Source organism: Variovorax sp. 679 (assembly GCF_003952185.1).
Lineage (GTDB): Bacteria > Pseudomonadota > Gammaproteobacteria > Burkholderiales > Burkholderiaceae_C > Variovorax.
On the sequence record NZ_RXFS01000012.1, the window covers coordinates 156,090 to 178,240 of the forward strand.

Here is a 22,151-nt window from a genome sequence, read left to right on the forward strand (position 1 = left end):
GCCCTCCTTCCCTTCCTGAGCCGGCGAGCTACTCGCCGCGCTCCTTGCGCTCACGCGCGCGCCGCACCTGGCGCGTCTCGTTCGCCTGAGAGGCGATGCGGTCCTTCTCGCGCTTCTTCGCCGCCCTCTTCTCGCGCATGCGCCGGCCCAGCACGTAGCTGCCGATGCCGGTGACCACGGCGATGAAGACGCCGATGACGCTGATGTCGATGCCGCCCATGGCTATTGCACCCGCACGATGCTCGCCGGCTTGAAGCCGAGGTCGGCCGCCTTGCCCTTGCGCGCGCGGCTGCCGCGTGCGTTGTTGAGCGTGCGGATTTCGAGCGTTTCTTCGCGCTCCTTGCCGCCGCGGCCGATGCCTTCGATCTTCACGCTGCGCGTGTAGGCGGCCGCGCCGGCCAGGGTGTCCTTGGCTTCCAGGTCGATCAGCGTGAGGCCCCGGCCGCCCTTGGGCAGGCTCTTGAGTTCGGCGATGTCGAAGGTCAGGATGCGTCCGCCCGTCGAGGCGCAGGCCACGTGCGTGGCCGCGGGCATCGGCTCGGCGCCGCTCGCACCGCCCACCAGCGACGGACGGCAAAGCTGCTCGCCCTCGCCCACGTCGATGAAGGCCTTGCCGCCGCGCTGGCGCGACATCATGTTCTCGACCGTGGCGATGAAGCCGTAGCCGCCGGTGTTGGCCAGCAGCAGGCTGGCGCCCACAGGGCCCGTGAAGAAGTGCGTGACGTGCGTGCCGGCCTCCAGCTCGATGAGCGTGGTGACGGGCTGGCCGTCGCCGCGCCCGCCCGGCAGCGAAGCCACAGGCACGGTGTAGACGCGCACGCTCTTGTCCTTGGCGCTGCCGAACACCAGCAACGTGTCGACGCTGCGGCATTCGAAGGCCTCGTAGAGCGCATCGCCCGACTTGAAGCTGTACTCGGGCGCCGCGCCGTTTCCGTTGCCAGCAGCCTTCTCGCTGGCCCAGCCCTTCTGCGCGCGGACCCAGCCCTTCTGCGACACAATGACGGTGACGGGCTCGTCGACCACCTTCACCTCTGCCACAGCACGCTTCTCGGCCTGGATCAGCGTGCGGCGCGCGTCTTCGAAGGTCTTGGCGTCGGCTTCGATTTCCTTCACCAGCAGGCGGCGCAGCGCGGCCGGGCTGGCGAGGATGTCCTCGAGCTTCTTCTGCTCCTCGCGCAGCTCCTTGAGCTGTTGCTCGATCTTGATGGCTTCGAGTCGCGCAAGCTGGCGCAACCTGATTTCGAGGATGTCCTCGGCCTGCACTTCGCTGAGGTTGAAGCGCGCGATGAGCGCAGCCTTCGGGTCTTCCGCCGTACGGATGATCGCGATCACCTCGTCGATGTTCAGCAGCACCAGCTGCCGGCCCTCGAGGATGTGGATGCGGTCCTGCACCTTGCCGAGGCGGAAGCGCGAGCGCTTCTCGACGGTGATCTCGCGGAAGGCGATCCACTCGTTGAGCATCTGGCGCAGCGACTTCTGCATGGGCTTGCCGTCGATGCCGACCATCGTGAGGTTGATCGGCGACGAGGTCTCCAGCGAGGTCTGCGCGAGCAGCGTGGTGATGAACTCATCCTGGCTGATGCGCGAGGTCTTGGGCTCGAACACGAGGCGCACGGCGGCGTCCTTGCTGGACTCGTCGCGCACCACGTCGAGCACCGACAGCATCGCGGCCTTCAGCTGCGTCTGTTCCGCGCTCAGCGCCTTCTTGCCGGTCTTGACCTTGGGGTTGGTGATTTCCTCGATTTCCTCGAGCACCTTCTGCGTGCTGACGCCTGGCGGAAGCTCGTTGACCACGAGCTGCCACTGGCCGCGTGCCAGTTCCTCGATCTTCCAGCGAGCACGCACCTTGAGCGAACCGCGGCCGGTGCGGTAGGCGTCGGCGATGTCGCTCGCGCTGCTGATGATCTGCGCGCCGCCCGGGTAGTCGGGGCCGGGCACGATGGCGAAGAGTTCTTCCTCGCTGAGCTTGCCGTTCGACTTGATCAGCGCCACGCAAGCATCGGCGATCTCGCGCAGGTTGTGGCTCGGAATTTCGGTGGCCAGGCCGACCGCGATGCCGCTGGCGCCATTGAGCAGCGTGAACGGCAGCCGCGCGGGCAGCAGGCGCGGCTCTTCGGTGCTGCCGTCGTAGTTGGGAATGAAGTCGACCGTGCCTTCGTCGATCTCGTCGAGCAGCAGGCTGGTGATGCGCGCCAGGCGCGCTTCGGTGTAGCGCATGGCGGCTGCGCCGTCGCCGTCGCGGCTGCCGAAGTTGCCCTGGCCGTCGACCAGCGGATAGCGCTGCGAGAAGTCTTGCGCCATGCGCACCAGCGCGTCGTACGCGGCCTGGTCGCTGTGCGGGTGGAAGCGGCCGAGCACGTCGCCGACCACGCGCGCGCTCTTCACGGGCTTGGCACCCACGGTGCCGTTGGTGCCGCCAAAGCCCAGGCCCATGCGCGACATCGAGTAAAGGATGCGGCGCTGCACCGGCTTCTGGCCGTCGGACACATCGGGCAGCGCGCGGCCCTTGACCACGCTGAGCGCGTATTCGAGGTAGGCGGTCTGGGCGTAGTCGGCGAGGGTCAGGGTCGTGTCGCCGTCGGTGGGACCCTGGAGATCGAGCGGAGGTTGGGAATCCATGAAAGAGCTGGTGAGAAAAACTGTTGCTGCAGGCTGCGCGCGATGGGCGTCGCGATCAGCCCAGTGTGAATGCCTCGTGCACCGCAGACTGCACGGCGCCGCCGAGCACCGCGCCGCCGCCCGCGACGTAGATCCAGTCGCCGATGACGGCCGCGCCCACGGCGTGGCGCGGCGTGGTCATCGGGGCGTGGCGTTGCCAGGTGTCGTCGACGGGGTTGTAGCTTTCCATCTGGCCGAACACCCTGGCCTGACGCGGCACGCCGCTGACGAGGATGCCGCCCTCCCCGCCCATGGCGAAGAAGCGGCCGCGATACACCACGAGCCCGTGGCCCGAGCGCGCGGTGGGCAGCGGCGAGCGCAGCTCCCAGGTATCGCGCGCGGGCAGGTAGACGTGGTGCAGGTCGGTGTTGTATTCGAAGGTGTTGAAGCGCCCGCCGATCACATGGATCTGGCCGCCGTGCGACACGCAGCCGACGTGGTCGCGCGCGCCGGGCAGCGGCTTGCGTGCCGACCAGCGGTCGGCCTTGGGGTCGTAGACCTCGTGCCAGCCGACGCTCGCACGCTCGGCCGCGGGCTCGGAAGCACCGCCGATCAGGTGCAGCGCGCCGTCGAGCATCACGGCAGCGGCGGCACCACGCGGGCGCGGCAGCGGGGCGATGGCACTCCAGCGGTTGGCGGCGATGTCGTAGACGTAGGCGTTGGTGTCGGAGCGGCGGTTCTGCTCGACGAAGCCGCCGAGCGCGTACACGCGGCCGCCTTCGGCCGTCACCGCGACGTGGTTGGCGCCGCGCGGTAGAGGCGCGCCGTCGAGCCAGCGGTCGGCCTTCGGGTCGTAGATATGGTGGTAGTCGCGGTTGACCTTGCCTTCGCCATAGCCGCCGACGACGTGCATGCGGCCCATCGCTGCGGTAGCCCAGGCCATTTCGCTGCGCGGGATCGGCAAGGCTGCACGCGGCTCCCAGCGGCCTTGCGGGCCAGGCGGCGCGATGCTTTCAGTGAACCGCTGCGCCTCCTGGTCGGGCGTCATGTGATGAGGCACGCCGCCCTGCAGCCGCGCGTAAGGCTCGGCCGAGGAAGGCGCGGCCGGCAGCGTGTCGTGCGTGGCTGGATGCTGCGCGCGCACCGTGCCCGCCACCATGCCGGCGGCGGTCGCGAGAACGAAGCTTCGACGGTGCATCACGGTCTCCCTCATCAGGACAGCGGCGTAGTGTCGGTCGCCTCGGCCGCGCCGGTCGGCACGGCCTGCGGCTCGGGGATGTCGGGCATGGTCGGCACGTTACGCGGCGTGTCGGACGGCATGTTGCCGCGTCCGATGGCACCGCCCTGCGGCACCGTCAGCTCCATGCGGACACGGCCCGGCGTCTTGCCGCCGCGCACCGCACCGCTGCCGGCGCTGCCCGTCGCCACGGAAGGCTTCAGGTACGCATAGAGCTGCAGCACGGTCTGCACGTAGTTCTGCGTTTCCTTGTAGTTCGGGATCTTGTTGCCCGCGCGCTGCACCGCACCCTCGCCCGCGTTGTAGGCGGCCAGCGCGAGTTCGATCTGTCCGGGGAACATCGCGATCAGGTCGCGCAGGTAGCGCGAGCCGGCGGCGATGTTGACGCGCGGATCGAACAGCTTCTTCTCGATGGTCGTGCGCTTGTCCGCAGACACGCCGTAGCGCTGCGCGGTGGCGGGCATCAGCTGCATGAGGCCCATCGCGCCCTTGGGCGAGACGGCCTGCGCATCGAAGCCAGATTCGGTGGCAATGAGCGCCTGCAGCAGCTCGTAGTCGATCGAATGCTTGCTCGACGCGTCGCGCAGCGCGGCCTTGGCGGTCTTGTAGCCGGGCGAGGCCTCGAACATGGCGAGCAGGCTCTGCGAGGCAGGCGACACCTTGCCGTCGAGCTTGCCGACACCGCGGCCCAGCGGGGAGATGCCGTTGGCGGTGTCGAAGCTCTGGCCGCCGCGGAAGAAGATCTGGTAGCGCTCGTCGATCTTTTCGGAAGCGAAGTGCGCAATGCCCTTGCTGTCGATGTAGCCGTAGATGTCGGCGGCGTGCGCACCCTGCAGCGACAGCACGAGGGCTGCACACAGCAAGAACGGGCGGAACCAGCGTTTCATGGCGATGCGGGCCCTGTCCTCAGAACCACCAGCCGTAGCGCTTGCGGCGCTCGGCGTGGACTGCGGCGTCGTCGCTCATGCCGCGCACACGCCCGAAGCCCTTCAGGCCGGCCCAGATCAGCACGCCGCCAATCGACACGGCAAGGACAACAACAGGCACCTGCTCGGGCTGGATGCCCTTGGCGACCATCGACGCAGCAATCAGGAGAGAGAAGAACGCACCGCCCCAGCAGACGAGCCGGCGCATCCACAGCCAGCCGGTGGCGACGGTCCGCTCTGCAAGGCTGGGCTCGGCGTTGTCGTTGACCGCCTCGTCCCACCAGCCCGCCCAGATAAACACGAACACGAAGAACAGAAACAGGCCGGCAAAGAAGATGTCCGGCGGCGCGATCTCCGGCTGGGCGCGCGCCAGCATGGCAATCGCGCCCACAACGCAAGCCCCTGCCAGCGAACCGCAAATGATCTTGTGCCCGTTCATGCCCTGTCGTGAGAAATGTTCCGGCCGGAATCAGACGTCGATATCGACGTCGTCGGCGCGCAACTCCATGAGTTCGCGCCGCGCGGCCGCTTCGCCCTTGCCCATCAGCTTGGTGATTTCGCCCTGGGTGGACGTGAAATCAAACCGGCCCAATTGGACCTGCATCAGGCGTCGGGTGTCCGGATTGAGCGTGGTTTCCCACAATTGTTCCGCGCTCATTTCGCCCAGGCCCTTGAAGCGGCTGATGCTCCAGGCGCCTTCGCGCACGCCATCTTTACGCAATTTGTCGAGCGTGGCGGTCAATTCGCCCTCGTCCAGCGCGTAGACCTTGGAGGCGGGTTTCTTGCCGCGCGCAGGCGCATCGACCCGGAAAAGTGGCGGCTTCGCGACATACACGTGGCCGGCTTCGATCAATTTCGGGAAGTGGCGGAAGAACAGCGTGAGCAGGAGCACCTGGATGTGCGAGCCGTCCACGTCGGCATCACTCAGGATGCAGATCTTGCCGTAGCGCAGGCCGCTCATGTCGGGCGTGTCGCTGGGACCGTGGGGGTCGACGCCCACGGCTACCGAGATGTCGTGGATTTCGGTGTTGGCGAAAAGCCGGTCGCGCTCCACCTCCCAGGTGTTGAGCACCTTGCCGCGCAGCGGCAGGATGGCCTGGCTTTCCTTGTCACGGCCCATCTTGGCGCTGCCGCCGGCGGAATCGCCCTCGACCAGGAAAACTTCGTTGTGGCTGATGTCCTTGCTCTCGCAGTCGGTCAGCTTGCCGGGCAGCACGGCCACGCCGGAGCCCTTGCGCTTCTCGACCTTCTGCCCGGCGCGCTGGCGCGTCTGCGCGGCCTTGATGGCCAGCTCGGCCAGCTTCTTGCCGTAGTCGACATGCTGGTTGAGCCACAGCTCCAACGCGGGGCGCACGAAGCTCGACACCAGGCGCACGGCGTCGCGCGAATTCAGGCGTTCCTTGATCTGGCCCTGGAACTGCGGGTCGAGCACCTTGGCGCTCAGCACGTACGAGGCGCGCGCGAACACGTCCTCGGGCAGCAGCTTCACGCCCTTGGGCAAGAGCGAATGCAGCTCGATGAAGCCCTTCACCGCGGTGAACAGGCCATCGCGCAGGCCGCTTTCGTGCGTGCCGCCGGCGCTGGTGGGAATCAGGTTGACGTAGCTCTCGCGCACCGGCTGGCCGTCTTCGGTGAAGGCCACGGCCCAGTCTGCGCCCTCGCCTTCGGCGAAGTTGTCGGCGTTCTTGTCGGCGTGGCCGCCGCCCTCGAAGAGCGGAATGACGGGGTCGCCGTTGAGCGTCTGCATCAGGTAGTCGCTCAGGCCACCCTTGTAGAGCCACTGCTGCGTTTCCTTGGTCTTCTCGTTGACGAGCGTGACGCTCACGCCGGGCATCAGCACGGCCTTGCTGCGCAGCAGGTGGGTGAGCTCGCCCATGGGCAGCGCGGCGGTCTCGAAGTACTTGGCGTCGGGCCAGGCGCGCACCGTGGTGCCCTGCTTGCGCTCGCCGGCCTCGAGCTTGCGCACTTCGAGTTGCTCGATCACGTCACCGCCGCTGAAGGCCAGCCTTGCGATCGAGCCCTCGCGGTGCGTCGCCACCTCGAGCCGCTTCGACAGCGCGTTGGTCACCGACACGCCCACGCCGTGCAGGCCGCCCGAGAAGCTGTAGGCGCCGCCCGAGCCTTTGTCGAACTTGCCGCCGGCGTGCAGCCGGGTGTAGACCAGCTCGACCACGGGCGCCTTTTCTTCGGGATGCAGGCCGAAGGGAATGCCGCGGCCGTCGTCCTCGACGCTGACCGAGCCGTCGGCATGCAGCGTGACCTTGATCTTCTTGCCGTGGCCCGCGAGCGCCTCGTCGGCGGCGTTGTCGAGCACTTCCTGGATGATGTGCAGCGGGTTGTCGGTGCGGGTGTACATGCCCGGGCGCTGCTTGACGGGCTCCAGGCCCTTGAGCACGCGGATGGAGCCTTCCGAGTAGCCGGAGGACGCGGACGAAGAATTGGGGGGAGTCTTGGGGGGAGTCGCCATGGGGGCGGATTGTAGTCAGTCGCCGCCAAACAACTGGATACCCATACAGGAGGCGGCTACGACACGAACATGCGCGCCCCCAGGAAATCGATGAAGGCCCGAACCTTGGGCGACGGATTTCGTCCCGAAGGCCAAAGAACACCGAAGTCGATGGCATGGGGGCGCACATGCTCGGCCAGCACGCTACGCAGCCTGCCCGCGGCCAGTGCCTCGCGTACACAGAAGTCCGGCAGCAGGGCAACGCCGCGGCCGCGCAGCGCGAAGCACAGGCGGGTTTCCATGTTGTTGCAGATCATGGAGACCGGCGGTTTCACCTCGGTACCGTCGGGCCCGGGCACGAGCGGCCAGACTTCCACCTTGCCCGTGGCCGGATAGCGGTAGTGCAGGCACGCGTGCCGGACCAGGTCCGCCGGCACGAGGGGCACGCCGCGGCGCGCCAGGTAGTCGGGCGAGGCCACCAGCAGTTGCGAGAACTGGCCCAGCCGACGCGCCGAGAGCCGCGAATCGGTGAGTTCGCCGGTACGCACCACCGCGTCGAAGCCCTCCTCGATGACGTCGACGAGCCGGTCGCTGAAGTCGAGATCGAGCTCGACGTCCGGGTATTCGCACATGAAGTCGGCCAGCAACGGCAGCACCAGCGAACTGACCAGCGGCAGGCTCACGCGCAGCTTGCCGCGCGGCGAGCCGGCCGAGGAAGACAGCTCCTGCTCGGCCGCCTCGATCTCGGCCAGCACGCGGCGGCTGCGCGCAAGGAACAGTGCGCCCTCGGCGGTGAGCGTGATGCTGCGGGTGCTGCGGTGGAACAGCCGCACGCCCAGCCGCTCCTCGAGCCGCGCCACGCGCTTGCCGACGGCGGACGCGGAAACGCCGAGTGCGCGGCCGGCGGTGACGAAGCTGCGGGTTTCGGCCACCTGGATGAAGACGGTGAAGCCGCTGAGGCTGTCCATGGCTGGGCTCCATTGCGGACTCTCATGTCCGTATTGATCGGAACTGTATCCCCCTTTTTCCGGAGTCGGCTTCTTCCTATCGTTGGCCGCATGACATCCTTCAACCCGAATTCATCCCCTTCCAGGGCACGGCTGCCGCTGTCCGGCCTGCTCGCGCTGGCGGCCGCCAGCTTCATCACCATCCTCACCGAGGCCATGCCGGCCGGCCTGCTGCCGCAGATCGGCGCGAGCCTTGCCATCACGCCCGCGCTGGTCGGCCAGCTGGTGACGGTGTATGCACTCGGCTCGCTGGTGGCTGCCATTCCGCTGGTGGCTCTCACACGCGGCTGGCGGCGGCGTCCGCTGCTGATGCTGGCGATCGGCGGCTTCGCGGTCGTCAATACGGTCACCGCCCTGTCCCACAGCTACCCGCTGACGCTGGCCGCGCGCTTCTTCGCCGGCGTGTTCGCGGGGCTGCTCTGGGCACTGGTGGCCGGACACGCAGGCCGCATGGTGCCGCCGTCGATGCAGGGCCGCGCGATCGCGGTCGCCATGCTGGGCGCACCGCTGGCGCTGTCGCTGGGCATCCCGGCCGGCACGCTGCTGGGCACGGGCGTGGGCTGGCGCCCGGCCTTCCTGGTCATGTCGGCGCTGTCAGTGCTGCTGCTCGGCTGGGTGCGCTGGCAGGTGCCCGACTTTCCGGGCCAGGAAGCCGGCCGCCGACAGAGCGTGAAGCGCGTGTTCCTGCTGCCGGGCGTGCGGCCGGTGCTGGGGGTGATGCTGGCCTTCGTGCTGGCGCACAACATCCTCTACACCTACATCGCGCCGTTCCTGGTGCATGCGGGGCTGGGCGCGCGGGTCGACCTGGTGCTGCTGGTCTTCGGCACGGCCTCGCTGGCGGGCATCTGGGTGACGGGAGTGCTGATCGACCGCTGGCTGCGCGAGCTGGTGCTGGCGAGCACGGTCGCATTCGGGCTGACGGCGCTGCTGCTCGGCACAGCCGCGGGGTCGACGGCGGTGGTGTACCTGGGCGTGGCCATCTGGGGCCTGGCCTACGGAGGTGCGGGCACGCTGTTCCAGACCGCCTCGGCGCAGGCGGCGGGCGAATCGGCGGACGTGGCGCAATCGATGGTGGTCACGGCGTGGAACCTGGCCATTGCGGGTGGCGGGCTGATCGGCGGACTGCTGCTGCAAGGCGGCGGCGCGGGCGCGCTGCCCTGGTCGCTGCTCGTATTGCTGGCGCCCGCGCTGTGGCTGACGTGGAGGGCCTGCGCGCACGGCTTCCCCGGAGCGCGCGCTGTCGCCGGTGCGACAGCGCGTTGAAGCCCTCGCGGCTTTGATGCATTCGGCGCATCGAAAAGCCGCCGATAAATCATCAATGGCTTTGGCCGCCATGCCACCTGCCGGAGCAGGCGAATCGTTACATTCGAAGTCATGCAATCCGCCGCCCCAGCTCCTGCCCTCTCGGTCAAGCAAGTCCTGTTGTGCGGGGCGATGATCGTCACGCTGTCGATGGGCATACGCCACGGCTTCGGCCTCTGGCTGCAGCCGATCACTCAGGCGCAGGACTGGAGTCGGCAGACCTTCTCGTTCGCGCTGGCGATCCAGAATCTCTCGTGGGGCATCTTCGGCGTGTTCGCGGGCATGCTGGCCGACAGGTTCGGCGCGTTCCGGGTGCTGATCGGCGGCTCTCTGCTCTATGCGGCAGGGCTGTTCGGCATGGCGCATTCGCCGACGCCGCTCCTTTTCACGCTGAGCGCGGGCATCCTGATCGGCGCGGCGCAGGCGGGCTCGACCTACGCTGTGATCTACGGCGTGATCGGTCGGCAGATTCCGGCCGAGCGGCGCTCGTGGGCCATGGGCGTGGCGGCGGCAGCCGGCTCGTTCGGACAGTTCCTGATGGCGCCCATCGAGGGGCGGTTGATCGGCACGCTGGGCTGGCAGACCGCACTGGCCGTGGTGGCGGTGCTGGCGCTGGTGATCGTTCCGCTCGCCTTCGGCCTTCGCGAACCGAAGACGGCGGCGCTTGCCGGGCACCGCGAGCAGTCGGTGATGCAGGCGGTTGGCGAGGCCTTCCGCTACCCGAGCTTCGGCCTGCTGATGGCCGGCTACTTCGTCTGCGGCTTCCAGCTCGCCTTCATCGGCATCCACATGCCGACCTACCTGCGCGACCGCGCGCTGCCTGCAGAAGTGGCGGGCTACGCACTGGCGCTGATCGGGCTCTTCAACGTGTTCGGCACGTACACGGTCGGGCTGCTGGGGCAGAAGCTGGCCAAGCGGAAGATCCTCGCAGCCATCTACTTCGCGCGGGCGGTGTCGATCGCGCTCTTCCTGCTGGCGCCGATCTCGCCGTTGAGCGTGTACCTCTTCTCGGCGGCGATGGGCTTCCTGTGGCTGTCCACCGTGCCCGCGACCAATGCAATCGTGGCGGGCATCTTCGGCGTGGCGCACCTGTCGATGCTCAGCGGCTTCGTGTTCCTGAGCCACCAGGTCGGTTCGTTCCTGGGCGTGTGGCTGGGCGGCTACCTGTACGACACCACGGGCAGCTACGACATCGTCTGGTACATCTCGATCGCGCTGGGCGTGTTCGCGGCGCTGATCAACCTGCCGGTGAAGGAAAGCGCCATCTCGCGCCCTTCCTCGGCGCAGCCGGCGGGCGCTGTCGTCTGACCGGCCCGGTTGCGCAAGAATCGGGGCCATGACTCCTCAACTGCGTCATCACATCGTTCACGCGGGCTGGCTGGCCGCCGCGCTGGCGGTGCTGGGCGGCGTGTTCACGCTCTACGTGCACCCGGACTTCCTCGTGACGCTGGTCGACCAGATCTGGTCGTGCTTCTGAGCCCCGGCCCGCTATGAAAGAAGTAGCGCCGATGCACGGCATGGCAGCCCCGTCCGAATGGATCGTCCGCTGGTCGCACCTGCTCCCCTCCGATGCGACCGTGCTCGACGTGGCCTGCGGCGCCGGGCGGCACATGCAATGGTTCGCAGGCCGGGGGCATGCAGTCACTGGCGTCGACCGCTCTCCTGAAGCCGTCGAGGCTGCCGGCGCATTCGGCCACGCGGTCGAGGCGGACATCGAATCCGGCTCCTGGCCCTTCACCGGACAGGCTTTCGGCGCCGTGATCGTCACCAACTACCTCTGGCGTCCGCGCATGGCCGACATCGTGGCCGCGGTGGCGCCGGGCGGCGTGCTGCTCTACGAGACCTTCGCAGCGGGCAACGAGACCATCGGCAAGCCTTCGCGCCCCGACTTCCTGCTTCAGCCGGGCGAACTGCTGGCGGCCTGCGCCGGGTTGCGCGTGGTGGCCTACGAAGACGGCTTCGTCCCGGAACCGGCGCGCTTCGTGCAGCGCATCGCCGCCGTTCGCCCCACAGCCCCCGATGCCGGGCCACCAGCCCGCCACCTCCTTAAGGGAAACTGAGGGGGCCGGGGCGGCTGTCTCGGGGGCCCCTGGAGTAAGTAGAATCGGCGCTTTCGTCCACCGACAAAGAGATTCCCCTTGGAGCAACTGACAGGCAGCATCGTCGCGCTCGTCACGCCGATGCACGACGACGGCAGTGTCGACTACCCCGCCCTGCGGCGACTCATCGACTGGCACATCGAAGAAGGCACCGACTGCCTGGGCGTGGTCGGCACCACCGGCGAGTCGCCGACGGTCGACGTCGAGGAGCACTGCGAAATCATCCGTGTCTCGGTCGAGCAGGCCAAGGGCCGCGTTCCCGTGATGGCCGGTTGCGGCGCCAATTCGACCAAGGAAGCCATCGAGCTCGCCAAGTTCGCCAAGGGCGTGGGCGCCGATTCGCAGCTCCAGGTCGTGCCGTACTACAACAAGCCCACGCAAGAGGGCCAGTACCAGCACTTCAAGGCCATCGCCGAGGCCGTGGGCGACCTGCCCATCGTGCTCTACAACGTGCCCGGCCGCACCGTCGCCGATATGGCGCACGACACCGTGCTGCGCCTGGCGCAGGTACCCGGCATCATCGGCATCAAGGAAGCCACCGGCAACATCGAGCGGGCCCAGTGGCTGATCCGCGATGTGCCGAAGAACTTTGCCGTCTACTCCGGCGACGACCCGACCGCGGTCGCGCTCATGCTCTGCGGCGGCCAGGGCAACATCAGCGTCACGGCCAACATCGCGCCGCGCAAGATGCACGAGCTGTGCGTGGCTGCGCTGGCGGGCGACGTGAAGCGCGCCATGCAGATCCAGTTCGAGCTGATGCCGCTGCACCGCAACCTGTTCGTCGAGCCCAACCCGATCCCGCTGAAGTGGGCCATGGCCAGGCTCGGCCTGTGCGGCGGCGCACTGCGCCTGCCGCTCACCGAACTCGGCGAAGCGAGCCGCCCGGCAGTCGAGGGCGCCCTGCGCGCCACCGGCCTGCTGAAGGGCTGAGCGCCTCTCTCCAGCACGTCCCGGACCTGCCTTTCCCCTGGCCGCAGCAAGGTTAAGCAACCTTTTGCCCGAACCGCGCTCAGAGATGGCGGCGGGCACTGCGGCCCCTAGATTGACCGAACCATTCCAACAAGGAAGACGACGTTGAAGAACCTTTCGCGACTTGCACTGCTGGCCCTCGTTGCCAGCCTCGCCGCCTGCTCCGTCCTCGAGAGCGACAAGATCGACTACAAGAGCGCAGGCAAGGCCCCGACGCTCGAAGTCCCACCAGATCTCTCCCAACTCTCGCGCGACAACCGCTACGCCATCCCCGGCGGTGCCGTGACGGCCAACTCCTACCAGGCCGGCATCGCCAACGCCCCGGGCATCCCCACCGCCGTTGCCAACATCGGCGACGTGCGCATGGAGCGCTCGGGCACGCAGCGCTGGATCGTCGTCAACCGCACGCCCGACCAGCTCTGGGATCCGGTGAAGGACTTCTGGCAGGAAAGCGGCTTCCTGCTGACCACCGACCAGCGCAACCTGGGCATCATGGAAACCGACTGGGCCGAGAACCGCGCCAAGCTGCCGCAGGACATCATCCGCGGCACGCTGGGCAAGCTGGTCGACTCGGTCTACTCGACCGGCGAACTCGACCGCTTCCGCACCCGCCTGGAACGCACGCCCACCGGCACCGAGATCTTCATCAGCCATCGCGGCATGCAGGAGGTCTACAACAACTCGCGCCAGGACCAGACCGTGTGGCAGCCCCGCCCCAGCGATCCTGAACTCGAGACCGAATTCCTGCGCCGCCTGATGGTCAAGCTCGGCGTGTCGCAAGAGCAGTCGAAGATCCTGGCCGCCACCACCGCGACGCCCAAGACCGCCACCATCGCCAAGGTCGGCAACCAGCCGGTCGTGCAGATCAGCGAAGGCTTCGACCGCGCATGGCGCCGCGTCGGCCTCGCGCTCGACCGCACCGGCTTCACCGTGGAAGACCGCGACCGCAGCGCCGGCCTCTACTTCGTGCGCTACGTGCCGCCGAACCCCGACAAGAAGGAGCCCGGCTTCTTCGGCAAGCTGTTCGGTGGCTCGAGCAAGACCGAAGCGCCTGCGAAGTTCCGCATCTCGGTCAAGGGCCAGGGCGAATCCACCACGGTGTCGGTGCTCAACGAAGCCGGCGCGCCCGAAACCTCGGTCAACGCCGAGCGCATCGTCAAGGTCATCGCCGACGACCTGAGATAACCCGCATGCTCCGCTTCCGAAGCCTCGGCAGCGGCAGCACGGGCAACGCCGCGCTGGTCGAGACGACCAGCGCCGGCCGCACCTCCCGCCTCCTCGTCGACTGCGGCTTCGGCCTCAAGCAGCTCGACCTGCGGCTGGCCCAGGCGGGTCTTGCCGCAAGCGACATCGATGCGGTCTTCGTGACCCACGAGCATGGCGACCACATCGGTTGTGCCCATTCGCTGTCGCGGCGCAACCGCATTCCCGTCTGGATGAGCGAAGGCACGTGGCTCGCCACCGGCGGGCGCGACTTCGAGGGCCTGCTGAACCTGGCGCGTGACGACGCGGAATTCGCGGTCGGCGACATCTGCGTGCAGCCCTTCACCGTTCCCCACGACGCGCGCGAACCGCTGCAATTGCGCTGTACCGACGGCAACCGCACGCTGGGCGTGCTGACCGACCTGGGTCATGCCACGGCCCACGTGCTGGCTCGGCTGGGCGGCGTGCATTCGCTGCTGCTGGAGTTCAACCACGACAGCGAGCTGCTGGCCAACTCGAGCTATCCGCCCTTCCTCAAGCACCGCGTAGGCGGCAACTACGGACACCTGTCGAACACGGCCGCGGCCGAAATCGCCCGCGCGCTCCTGCACGACGGCCTGCGGCACGTGGTCGCGGCGCACCTGAGCGAGCAGAACAACCGACCCGAGATCGTGCGGCGCCTGATGGCCGAGGCACTGGGCGGCAACGAGGCCGAGATGCTTACTGCAACGGCTGCCGGGGGCTCGCCCTGGCTCGACGTCTGAGCAGCAGCAGCGTCCTCGTCCTCACGCTCACCTAAGAAAAAAAGCCGCCTCATGGCGGCTTTTTGCATGGCGGATGCCGAAGCCTTGTTGGCTATTGCTTCGGCGCTTCATTCTTCTTCGCTGCCTCGGTGGCTGCGTTAGCGGCATCGAGTGCGGACGAAGCGCCCGGAGCCGGCGCCGTGGACGATGCGGCCGGATCGGCTGCTGGCGCGGGGGCCGCAGCGGGTGCGGGTTCAGTCACGGGCGCAGGAGGCGGCGTCACGACAGCCGGCGCTGCATCCTCCTTCTTGCCGCAGGCGACGAGCGCGGCAGCGGCAATCAGCGAGGCGATCAGGACGGACGATGACTTCTTCATGGAATCTCCTTTGGCAATGAAGGTCTGGAACGAAAAAATTCTAGACCTGCATATCCGCCCGAATATGTCTCGCAGCCGCATTCGCGGCATTGGCTTACAAGCCGAGCGTCGATGCCGGAAACGCGGGCCGACCGAGGCGCCAGCACTCGTCGATGGCCTCGCGCAACTCGCGGCGCGCGCGCGATTCGGTGCCGCTCACGCCCCGGCTGCGTTCGGGGTCGATGCGATGCACGAACCATGTGGGCGTCCAGATGGCGCTCGGCACTTCGGAGCCCGCGGCCTTGCCGGTGGCGCGGCATTCGATGATGTGGTCCCACATGCGACGCCACGAGACGAAGCGCGCGTGGCCGCGTTCGAGAATGTCGAAGCGCTGCGCGAGCAGCATCAGGCGGCGGCCGCTGGCCGACCAGGCCTGCATCGCCTCGATGGTCGCGCGCTCGCCGAGGGGCCAGTCGGCGAAATCGGGATCGCTGAAGACGATCTCCTTCCAGCCCTGCTCCGACGCGGCCGACAGCGCATTGCGCAGGAGAGCATCGAAGGCCTCCCGGCCGTCGAAACGCCCTTCGGGCAGGTCACCCGGCATGAAGCCACCCTGCTTCGCACCACTCGCCCAGCAACGCAATGGCACCTTCGCTGGCACGCGCGAGTTCACGCGGCCCGAGCGCGCGCCGGTCTGCCAGCTTCCGCATCAGCGTCGCATCGGCGCCACCAGCGCGAAAGCTCTCGCCATTGATGTAGATGTGCCGCGCGTCGTAGAGCATGCGCGTGCGGCGGTCGAGCGCCACATGCTGAATCGCATCGGGCACCTCGCCGCCTTCACCGAACCAGACGTTGGCCTTGGGCTCCGTGAGCGATTCGCCCAGCGCGCGGTCGATGGCATCGGGATCGCGCAGCGCAGCATCGATGGCCTTGCGGGCGAAGCCCTGCAGCGCGGCGGGCATCGCAGCCGGCGCATCGACCGCGGACTGCGCCGGATCGCGGTAGCGAGCCAGCTCGGCCGGCCCGGCATCTTCCAGGTCTTCCGCGTACGCCTGCGCCATGCGCGCCAGCAGGTCGGAGCCAAGCTCGCCCAGGGCCGACGAACGCAGGCCGATGGAACAGGTCATGCAGTCGTCGCCAACGGCCACGCCGTCGTGGGCATAGCGCGGAGGCAGGTAGAGCATGTCGCCGGGCTCGAGCACGAAGGTCTGTTCGGGCTCGAAGTTCTCGAGGATCTTGAGCGGCACGCCCGGCTGCAGGCGCAGGTCGCTCTGCTGGCCGATGGACCAGCGGCGGCGCCCCTGCGCCTGCAGCAGGAACACGTCGTAGCTGTCGAAATGCGCGCCGACGCCGCCGGTGTCGCTCGCGTAGCTGATCATCAGGTCGTCGAGCCGGGCATCAGGCAGGAAGCGGAACTGCCGCAGCAGCTGGTGCACGCCCTCGTGGTGCAGGTCGACACCCTGCACCAGCAGTGTCCAGGCTGGCTGCTTCAGCGGCGGCAGGGCGCGCCGGGCCAGCGGCCCGTGCTTGAGCGACCAGCCGGCCTTGCCATGGCGGATCAGGCGCGACTCGACGTCCTCGCGTTCGGCAAGAGCGAACAACTCGGAACGCTCGATCGGTGGCACCATCTCGGGTATTGCCTGGCGCACGAGCAACGGTTTCTTCTGCCAGTACCGTCGCATGAACTGCGCGGCGCTCAGGCCGCCGAGCAACGGCAGCGGTTGGTTAATCTCCATGGGAGAATTCTGCAATGGAAATCTCTGAACAATGCGTAGTCGGCCTGACCTGGACGATGAAAGACACGCTCGGCGACGTGCTGGACGTGCTCGACGAGCCGGTCGAATTCCTGGTCGGCGGCGACGATCTCTTCGACGTGATCGAAGCGGCCCTGCAAGGCCATGAGCCCGGCGCCCGGGTGCAATTGCAGATCGAACCCGAGCAGGGCTTCGGCGACTTCAACGACCAACTGCTCTTTCTGGAGCCGCGCTCCCTCTTCCCCGAAGGCACCGAGGAAGGCATGACCTTCGACGGCTCCGCCCTGCCCAAGGGCGTGAATGGCGATATCCCGAAGGACACGATCTACACCGTGGCCGAGATCTACCCCGACCACCTGGTGCTCGACGGCAACCATCCGCTGGCCGGCATCGCGATCCGGCTCGACATCACGGTGCGTTCGGTGCGCGAGGCCACCGAAGAGGAAGTGGGCCGCGGTACGGCGGGCACGGGCTTCTTCAAGGTCGCGCCGATGGCACCGGGCAACGAGACGCTGCACTGACGGCAGCCTGCGCCACCCATGAAAAAGCCGGGCAACGCCCGGCTTTTTCGTTCCCCGATGGGGGTGCTGGTGGTGCTCGCTTACATGCGCGAGATCTGGCCGTTGTCGATGCGTACGCGGTCGCCGATGCGCAGGTCGCCAGGGCTCTGCACGTCGAAGGCGCGGTAGCCGCCACGATCGGTCTGCACCGACACCCGGTAGGTTTCATAGGCGCGGGGGCCGTTCTGCTGGGCCTCGATGGTGTTGCCCAGCAGGGCGCCACCCACGATGCCCAGCGCGGTCGCCGCGGCACGGCCGTTGCCGCGCCCGAACTGGTTGCCCACCACGCCACCGATGACGCCACCGGCGACAGCACCACCACCCGTGGTGCCCGTGCCGGCAGTTTCGCTGCGCAGCACCTCGATGTTGGCCACGTGGCCGTATTCGACGTAGGAAGCTTCGCGATACTGGATGGCCTGCGGGGGCGCCTGGTAGGGGTAGCGCGAGGTCTGGTAGACCGGCGCCGGTGCCACGCACGCCGTGAGCGTGGCCACGGCCAGCACGGAAGCGGTGATGGAAACAAAGCGCATTGAGATCTTCATGTTGGGAGGCTCCTCGGATAGAACGGTGCACGGATGATGAATACATGCACCCTGCGTGTGCCTGACTAACGCCGCAGCATCCGCCGCGATGACGCAGTACACACACTGAAACCTTCGAGGCCGCGCGGCCCGCGCCGGTTCCGTTCTTTACCGCCCGGAAACTCAGCCTGCCTTCAGGATTTGCTCAATGTTTGCCGGTGGAGCCGTAGCCCCCTTCGCCACGTTGCGTAGGTGCAAATTCCGTGACCACACGAAACTGTGCCTGCACCACGGGGACGATCACCAGCTGCGCCAGCCGCTCCATCGGATTCAGCACGAAGGGCGTGTCGCTGCGGTTCCAGGCGCTGATCTTCAGCTCGCCCTGGTAGTCGCTGTCGATCAGGCCGACGAGGTTGCCCAGCACGATGCCGTGCTTGTGGCCCAGCCCCGAGCGCGGAAGGATCAGCGCCGCATAGGCCGGGTCGGCGAGGTGGATGGCGATGCCGGTGCCCACCAGCTGCCAGCCGTTGGGCTCCAGGGTGATGGGGGCATCGAGGCAGGCTCGCAGGTCGAGGCCGGCGCTTCCGGGGGTGGCGTATGCGGGAAGTTGATCCACCATGCGCGGATCGAGGATTCGGACGTCGACTTTCACTTTTATCTGTTGCCTTGCTTCTGTTGCTGTTCTCTTTGCTTGCGTGCCGCCTCTTCGAGCACCTGCTGCCATTTGGCGACACCCGGGGTGAGCTTCACGCCCTTCAGTTTCCTGCCGAACCACGTGGCCAGCGCCGCGAGCAGCACCAGCACGCCGAACGGCACGCCCGCCGCCCATAGCACGAGGAACACCACCGCGCCGAAGGCACCCAGCACCTTGAGCAGCACCGGATCGAAGGAGCCCGGCTGCTGCTTCGGCACCTCGCCGTTCGTCAGCTCGGGGCGCTGCATCGCGGTCGTGACCGGGCCCTGCCCCGGTGAACCGGTAGTCTGAGTCATGCCGACATCCAGGCCGTGCTCTCCGGGCGAGGCGGCTCGCTTGGGCAGCGCCGCCTGCGCGGACAGCCGCTCGACATAGCGCACGAAATCGCCGTCGGGTGGCGTGTTCCCTTGGGTGTTCATCAAACTCTCCAGTCGGGAAGCCGGGCCGCGATCTCGGCCATGAGTTCGCGCGCCAGCGTGAGCTTGGGCGCGCGGGGAAGCTCGCGCACGCCCTTGGCGTCCACCAGCAGCAGCGCGTTGTCGTCCTGCCCGAAGGTCAGCGGGCCGATGTTGCCGACCAGCAGCGGGATGCCCTTGCGCTCGCGCTTGGCCTTGGCGTGCTCGGCGAGGTTCTCGCTCTCGGCGGCGAAGCCCACGCAGAAGAGCTTCTTCGACTGGGCGCGCTCGCTTTTCGCGACCGTGAGGAGGATGTCCGCGTTCTCGGTGAAGTTCAGCACCGGCGTCTTGCCGCTGCCGTCCTTCTTGATCTTCTGGTCGCTCTGCGTGGCCGGGCGCCAGTCGGCAACAGCCGCCGTAGCTACAAAAATGCTAGCGCTCTGCGCAGCGCGGGTGGTCGCTTCGAGCATGTCCTGCGCCGACAGCACATCGACGCGCGTCACGCCGCGCGGGGTCGGCAGGTGCACCGGGCCGGCCACCAGCGTGACATCCGCGCCCGCCTCGCGGGCGGCGCGGGCAATGGCAAAGCCCATCTTGCCCGACGAGTGATTGGTGATGCCGCGGATCGGGTCCAGCGCCTCGAAGGTCGGGCCGGCCGTGACCAGCACCTTCTGCCCCGCCAGCAGCTTGGGGCTGAAGAAGGCCGTGATGTCCTCCAGCAGTTGCGCAGGCTCCAGCATGCGGCCGTCGCCGGTCTCGCCGCAGGCCTGCCAGCCGTTGCCCACGCCCAGCACGGTGGCACCGTCGGCCGACACCTGCATCAGGTTGCGCTGCGTGGCCGGATGGCCCCACATCTCGCGGTTCATTGCCGGCGCGATCAGCAGCGGAATGCGGTCCATGGGGCGGGCCAGGCACATCAGGCTCAGCAGGTCGTCGGAGCGGCCCTGCACCAGCCGCGCGATGAAGTCGGCGCTGCAAGGCGCCAGCACGATGGCATCCGCCTCCCGGCTGAGGTTGATGTGCGGCATGTTGTTGGGCTCGCGGGTGTCCCACTGCGAGGTGTAGACGGCACGCCCCGAGAGCGCCTGCATGGTCACCGGGGTGATGAACTGCTCGGCCGCCTCGGTCATGACGACCTGGACGGTCGCGCCCGCCTTCACGAACAGCCGGCACAGCTCGGCCGACTTGTAGCAGGCGATGCCGCCAGTGAGACCGAGAACGATGTGTTTGCCGGCGAGATCTTGCATGGGGCGTATTGTTGCTCACATGCCATCGGCCCCATGGCAACAAGCCCTTGGCGGAAGGTGTCGCGAAGGGCACACCTATAATCGCAATTTCCCACTGCCCGGATTCACAGCGTCCGGAACTGGCATGACCAAATTTGTCTTCGTCACCGGTGGTGTCGTTTCTTCCCTTGGCAAGGGAATCGCCTCCGCCTCGCTCGCCGCGATCCTCGAATCGCGCGGCCTCCAAGTCACCCTCATCAAGCTCGATCCGTACATCAATGTCGACCCCGGCACGATGTCGCCCTTCCAGCATGGTGAAGTGTTCGTCACCGATGACGGCGCCGAGACCGACCTCGACCTCGGCCACTACGAGCGCTTCATCAACACGCGGATGCGCAAGGCCAACAACTTCACGACCGGCCAGATCTACAAGACCGTGCTCGAGAAGGAACGTCGCGGCGACTACCTCGGCAAGACGGTGCAGGTGATCCCGCACATCACCAACGAAATCCAGGAATACATCAAGCGCGGCGCCGGCATCGGCACGGCGCACGAGGTGGACGTGGCCATCGTCGAGATCGGCGGCACCGTGGGCGACATCGAGTCGCTGCCCTTCCTGGAGGCCGTTCGCCAGATGAGCCTGCGCATGGGCCCGAACAACTCGGCCTTCGTGCACCTGAGCTACGTGCCCTGGATCGCCGCCGCCGGCGAGCTCAAGACCAAGCCCACGCAGCACACCGCGCAGAAGCTGCGCGAAATCGGCATCCAGGCCGACGCCCTGCTCTGCCGCGCCGATCGCCCGATCCCCGACGACGAGCGCGCCAAGATCTCGCTGTTCTCGAACGTGCCCGAATGGGGCGTCATCTCGATGTGGGACGTGGACACCATCTACAAGGTGCCCCGCATGCTGCACGAGCAGGGCCTGGACGGCCTGATCTGCGACAAGCTGCGCATCAACACCCCGCCCGCCAAGCTGCAGCGCTGGGACGAACTGGTGTACGAGGTCGAGCATCCGCAGAAGGAAGTGTCGATCGCCATGGTCGGCAAGTACGTCGACCTGTCGGACAGCTACAAGTCGCTGAACGAAGCCCTGCGCCACGCCGGCATGAAGAACCATGCCCGCGTGAAGATCGACTACATCGACTCCGAGACCATCTCCGCACAGGACGTGTCGCGCCTGGCCAAGTACGACGCCATCCTGGTGCCCGGCGGCTTCGGCCAGCGCGGCGTGGAAGGCAAGATCTCGGCCGCCCGCTTCGCCCGCGAAGGCAAGGTGCCCTACCTCGGCATCTGCCTGGGCATGCAGGTCGCCACCATCGAATACGCCCGCCACGTGGCCGGCCTGAAGAACGCCAACAGCACCGAGTTCGACCCCGAGACGCCCACCCCCGTGATCGCGCTGATCACCGAGTGGAAGGACCGCGACGGCACGGTGAAGACGCGCGACGAGAAGTCCGACCTCGGCGGCACCATGCGCCTGGGCGCACAAAGCTCCGACGTGTCGCCCGGCACGCTGGCCCACAGCATCTACGGCGACGTGGTCACCGAGCGCCACCGCCACCGCTACGAAGCCAACGTCAACTACCTCGACGAGCTGCGCAACGCCGGCCTCGTGATCTCGGCGCTCACGCAGCGCGAGCACCTGACCGAGATCGTCGAGCTGCCGCAGGACGTGCACCCGTGGTTCATGGGCGTGCAGTTCCACCCCGAGTTCAAGTCGACCCCGTGGGGCGGCCACCCGCTGTTCAACGCCTTCATCAAGGCGGCGCTCGAGCACAAGGAAAAGGGCTCGGGCAGCACCAACAAGACGCTGAAGGCCGTCGCATGAGCAGTGGATACGTCATTGCCCACGTCGAGGTGACGAACCCGACGCAGTACGAGGAATACCGCAAGTGGTCGACCGTCGCCATGCAGGCGCACGGCGCCGAGGTATGCGTGCGCGGCGGCCAGATCCAGCCTCTGGAAGGCGACTGGAAGCCCACGCGCATCGTGATCCTCAAGTTCCCCAGCTTCGAGAAGGCCAGGGCCTTCTACGAGACGCCCGAGTACCTGAAGGCGCGCGAGGCGCGTGCCGGCGCCGCGATCATGAACATGGTCGCCGTCGAAGGCCTCTGAA

Annotated in this window: 24 protein-coding genes; 10 read left to right on the forward strand and 14 right to left on the reverse strand. The window is 67.6% G+C overall.

Features of this window, described 5'->3' with window-relative positions; translation table 11 throughout:
- Nucleotides 1–28: 28 nt before the first annotated feature.
- The 7 genes from EJO71_RS27905 to EJO71_RS27935 are packed head-to-tail and all read right to left on the reverse strand — an operon-like array spanning nt 29 to nt 8,175.
- On the reverse strand, nt 29–220 hold the full coding sequence (locus EJO71_RS27905; RefSeq protein ID WP_093203137.1) for a hypothetical protein: 192 nt from the start codon (nt 218–220) through the stop codon (nt 29–31).
- A 2-nt stretch (nt 221–222) separates the two neighbouring features.
- Nucleotides 223–2,619 (reverse strand): DNA topoisomerase IV subunit A, encoded by a 2,397-nt coding sequence (gene parC / locus EJO71_RS27910; protein ID WP_125951829.1) that lies wholly within the window; start codon nt 2,617–2,619, stop codon nt 223–225.
- Between the two features lie 55 nt (nt 2,620–2,674).
- Complete coding sequence (locus EJO71_RS27915) at nt 2,675–3,796, reverse strand: kelch repeat-containing protein (protein WP_125951828.1); 1,122 nt, start codon at nt 3,794–3,796, stop codon at nt 2,675–2,677.
- Nucleotides 3,797–3,810: 14 nt separating this feature from the next.
- Nucleotides 3,811–4,722: a lytic transglycosylase domain-containing protein gene (locus tag EJO71_RS27920; RefSeq protein WP_125951827.1), complete on the reverse strand. Its 912-nt coding sequence runs from the start codon at nt 4,720–4,722 to the stop codon at nt 3,811–3,813.
- Between the two features lie 19 nt (nt 4,723–4,741).
- Entirely contained in the window at nt 4,742–5,200 is a 459-nt protein-coding gene (locus tag EJO71_RS27925) for a hypothetical protein (RefSeq protein WP_125951826.1), read from the reverse strand.
- 30 nt (nt 5,201–5,230) lie between these two features.
- The gene (locus EJO71_RS27930; protein WP_125951825.1) at nt 5,231–7,228 is read right to left on the reverse strand and encodes a DNA topoisomerase IV subunit B; all 1,998 of its coding nucleotides are present in this window, start codon (nt 7,226–7,228) and stop codon (nt 5,231–5,233) included.
- A 56-nt stretch (nt 7,229–7,284) separates the two neighbouring features.
- Nucleotides 7,285–8,175 carry a LysR family transcriptional regulator gene (locus EJO71_RS27935; protein WP_125951824.1) on the reverse strand — a complete coding sequence of 297 codons (891 nt, stop codon included), beginning with the start codon at nt 8,173–8,175 and terminating at the stop codon, nt 7,285–7,287.
- A gap of 90 nt (nt 8,176–8,265) precedes the next feature.
- On the opposite strand from EJO71_RS27935, the gene EJO71_RS27940 reads away from it, so the two are divergent.
- The 7 genes from EJO71_RS27940 (at nt 8,266) to EJO71_RS27965 (ending at nt 14,551) form a co-directional block, all read left to right on the forward strand.
- Entirely contained in the window at nt 8,266–9,477 is a 1,212-nt protein-coding gene (locus tag EJO71_RS27940; protein ID WP_125951823.1) for an MFS transporter, read from the forward strand.
- A gap of 111 nt (nt 9,478–9,588) precedes the next feature.
- On the forward strand, nt 9,589–10,824 hold the full coding sequence (locus tag EJO71_RS27945) for an MFS transporter (protein ID WP_125951822.1): 1,236 nt from the start codon (nt 9,589–9,591) through the stop codon (nt 10,822–10,824).
- Nucleotides 10,825–10,852: 28 nt separating this feature from the next.
- A complete protein-coding gene (locus EJO71_RS34465) occupies nt 10,853–10,993 on the forward strand; it encodes a hypothetical protein (RefSeq protein WP_164546918.1) in 141 nt (46 codons plus the stop codon).
- A 13-nt stretch (nt 10,994–11,006) separates the two neighbouring features.
- The gene (locus EJO71_RS27950) at nt 11,007–11,576 is read left to right on the forward strand and encodes a class I SAM-dependent methyltransferase (RefSeq protein WP_125951821.1); all 570 of its coding nucleotides are present in this window, start codon (nt 11,007–11,009) and stop codon (nt 11,574–11,576) included.
- Between the two features lie 78 nt (nt 11,577–11,654).
- Nucleotides 11,655–12,545, forward strand: a complete 891-nt coding sequence (gene dapA / locus EJO71_RS27955) for a 4-hydroxy-tetrahydrodipicolinate synthase (RefSeq protein WP_125951820.1) — start codon at nt 11,655–11,657, stop codon at nt 12,543–12,545.
- Between the two features lie 144 nt (nt 12,546–12,689).
- Nucleotides 12,690–13,769 (forward strand): outer membrane protein assembly factor BamC, encoded by a 1,080-nt coding sequence (bamC, locus tag EJO71_RS27960; protein ID WP_125951819.1) that lies wholly within the window; start codon nt 12,690–12,692, stop codon nt 13,767–13,769.
- 5 nt (nt 13,770–13,774) lie between these two features.
- A complete protein-coding gene (locus tag EJO71_RS27965) occupies nt 13,775–14,551 on the forward strand; it encodes an MBL fold metallo-hydrolase (protein ID WP_125951818.1) in 777 nt (258 codons plus the stop codon).
- A 91-nt stretch (nt 14,552–14,642) separates the two neighbouring features.
- On the opposite strand, the gene EJO71_RS27970 is transcribed toward EJO71_RS27965, so the two are convergent.
- The 3 genes from EJO71_RS27970 to EJO71_RS27980 form a co-directional block, all read right to left on the reverse strand.
- The gene (locus tag EJO71_RS27970; RefSeq protein ID WP_125951817.1) at nt 14,643–14,906 is read right to left on the reverse strand and encodes a hypothetical protein; all 264 of its coding nucleotides are present in this window, start codon (nt 14,904–14,906) and stop codon (nt 14,643–14,645) included.
- Nucleotides 14,907–15,000: 94 nt separating this feature from the next.
- Entirely contained in the window at nt 15,001–15,489 is a 489-nt protein-coding gene (locus EJO71_RS27975) for a hypothetical protein (protein WP_125951816.1), read from the reverse strand.
- Nucleotides 15,479–16,621 (reverse strand): cupin domain-containing protein, encoded by a 1,143-nt coding sequence (locus tag EJO71_RS27980; protein WP_125951815.1) that lies wholly within the window; start codon nt 16,619–16,621, stop codon nt 15,479–15,481. Before EJO71_RS27980 ends, EJO71_RS27975 begins: the two co-directional genes overlap by 11 nt.
- A gap of 14 nt (nt 16,622–16,635) precedes the next feature.
- On the opposite strand from EJO71_RS27980, the gene EJO71_RS27985 reads away from it, so the two are divergent.
- Nucleotides 16,636–17,160 (forward strand): FKBP-type peptidyl-prolyl cis-trans isomerase, encoded by a 525-nt coding sequence (locus EJO71_RS27985; RefSeq protein WP_125951814.1) that lies wholly within the window; start codon nt 16,636–16,638, stop codon nt 17,158–17,160.
- 80 nt (nt 17,161–17,240) lie between these two features.
- Here the strand turns inward: EJO71_RS27985 and EJO71_RS27990 are convergent, their stop codons facing one another.
- From EJO71_RS27990 to coaBC, 4 genes are all read right to left on the reverse strand, one after another.
- Nucleotides 17,241–17,741, reverse strand: a complete 501-nt coding sequence (locus tag EJO71_RS27990) for a glycine zipper 2TM domain-containing protein (RefSeq protein ID WP_125951813.1) — start codon at nt 17,739–17,741, stop codon at nt 17,241–17,243.
- Nucleotides 17,742–17,925: 184 nt separating this feature from the next.
- A complete protein-coding gene (dut, locus tag EJO71_RS27995; RefSeq protein WP_019655978.1) occupies nt 17,926–18,372 on the reverse strand; it encodes a dUTP diphosphatase in 447 nt (148 codons plus the stop codon).
- A gap of 2 nt (nt 18,373–18,374) precedes the next feature.
- A complete protein-coding gene (locus tag EJO71_RS28000; RefSeq protein ID WP_125951812.1) occupies nt 18,375–18,833 on the reverse strand; it encodes a hypothetical protein in 459 nt (152 codons plus the stop codon).
- Nucleotides 18,833–20,056 (reverse strand): bifunctional phosphopantothenoylcysteine decarboxylase/phosphopantothenate--cysteine ligase CoaBC, encoded by a 1,224-nt coding sequence (gene coaBC, locus EJO71_RS28005; RefSeq protein ID WP_125951811.1) that lies wholly within the window; start codon nt 20,054–20,056, stop codon nt 18,833–18,835. The genes EJO71_RS28000 and coaBC overlap by 1 nt, the downstream gene beginning before the upstream one ends.
- Nucleotides 20,057–20,180: 124 nt before the next feature.
- Between coaBC and EJO71_RS28010 the strand changes: the two genes are divergently transcribed.
- Both EJO71_RS28010 and EJO71_RS28015 read left to right on the forward strand, forming a co-directional pair.
- Entirely contained in the window at nt 20,181–21,863 is a 1,683-nt protein-coding gene (locus EJO71_RS28010) for a CTP synthase (protein WP_125951810.1), read from the forward strand.
- Nucleotides 21,860–22,150 (forward strand): DUF1330 domain-containing protein, encoded by a 291-nt coding sequence (locus EJO71_RS28015; protein ID WP_125951809.1) that lies wholly within the window; start codon nt 21,860–21,862, stop codon nt 22,148–22,150. Before EJO71_RS28010 ends, EJO71_RS28015 begins: the two co-directional genes overlap by 4 nt.
- Nucleotide 22,151: the final 1 nt, after the last annotated feature.

Bases quoted from the DNA above. Each gene is read 5' to 3' on its own strand.
- EJO71_RS27905 (WP_093203137.1), bottom strand. From the start codon at position 220: ATGGGCGGCATCGACATCAGCGTCATCGGCGTCTTCATCGCCGTGGTC.
- parC (WP_125951829.1), bottom strand. From the start codon at position 2,619: ATGGATTCCCAACCTCCGCTCGATCTCCAGGGTCCCACCGACGGCGAC.
- EJO71_RS27915 (WP_125951828.1), bottom strand. From the start codon at position 3,796: ATGCACCGTCGAAGCTTCGTTCTCGCGACCGCCGCCGGCATGGTGGCG.
- EJO71_RS27920 (WP_125951827.1), bottom strand. From the start codon at position 4,722: ATGAAACGCTGGTTCCGCCCGTTCTTGCTGTGTGCAGCCCTCGTGCTG.
- EJO71_RS27925 (WP_125951826.1), bottom strand. From the start codon at position 5,200: ATGAACGGGCACAAGATCATTTGCGGTTCGCTGGCAGGGGCTTGCGTT.
- EJO71_RS27930 (WP_125951825.1), bottom strand. From the start codon at position 7,228: ATGGCGACTCCCCCCAAGACTCCCCCCAATTCTTCGTCCGCGTCCTCC.
- EJO71_RS27935 (WP_125951824.1), bottom strand. From the start codon at position 8,175: ATGGACAGCCTCAGCGGCTTCACCGTCTTCATCCAGGTGGCCGAAACC.
- EJO71_RS27940 (WP_125951823.1), top strand. From the start codon at position 8,266: ATGACATCCTTCAACCCGAATTCATCCCCTTCCAGGGCACGGCTGCCG.
- EJO71_RS27945 (WP_125951822.1), top strand. From the start codon at position 9,589: ATGCAATCCGCCGCCCCAGCTCCTGCCCTCTCGGTCAAGCAAGTCCTG.
- EJO71_RS34465 (WP_164546918.1), top strand. From the start codon at position 10,853: ATGACTCCTCAACTGCGTCATCACATCGTTCACGCGGGCTGGCTGGCC.
- EJO71_RS27950 (WP_125951821.1), top strand. From the start codon at position 11,007: ATGAAAGAAGTAGCGCCGATGCACGGCATGGCAGCCCCGTCCGAATGG.
- EJO71_RS27965 (WP_125951818.1), top strand. From the start codon at position 13,775: ATGCTCCGCTTCCGAAGCCTCGGCAGCGGCAGCACGGGCAACGCCGCG.
- EJO71_RS27970 (WP_125951817.1), bottom strand. From the start codon at position 14,906: ATGAAGAAGTCATCGTCCGTCCTGATCGCCTCGCTGATTGCCGCTGCC.
- EJO71_RS27975 (WP_125951816.1), bottom strand. From the start codon at position 15,489: ATGCCGGGTGACCTGCCCGAAGGGCGTTTCGACGGCCGGGAGGCCTTC.
- EJO71_RS27980 (WP_125951815.1), bottom strand. From the start codon at position 16,621: ATGGAGATTAACCAACCGCTGCCGTTGCTCGGCGGCCTGAGCGCCGCG.
- EJO71_RS27985 (WP_125951814.1), top strand. From the start codon at position 16,636: ATGGAAATCTCTGAACAATGCGTAGTCGGCCTGACCTGGACGATGAAA.
- EJO71_RS27990 (WP_125951813.1), bottom strand. From the start codon at position 17,741: ATGAAGATCTCAATGCGCTTTGTTTCCATCACCGCTTCCGTGCTGGCC.
- EJO71_RS28000 (WP_125951812.1), bottom strand. From the start codon at position 18,833: ATGAACACCCAAGGGAACACGCCACCCGACGGCGATTTCGTGCGCTAT.
- coaBC (WP_125951811.1), bottom strand. From the start codon at position 20,056: ATGCAAGATCTCGCCGGCAAACACATCGTTCTCGGTCTCACTGGCGGC.
- EJO71_RS28010 (WP_125951810.1), top strand. From the start codon at position 20,181: ATGACCAAATTTGTCTTCGTCACCGGTGGTGTCGTTTCTTCCCTTGGC.
- EJO71_RS28015 (WP_125951809.1), top strand. From the start codon at position 21,860: ATGAGCAGTGGATACGTCATTGCCCACGTCGAGGTGACGAACCCGACG.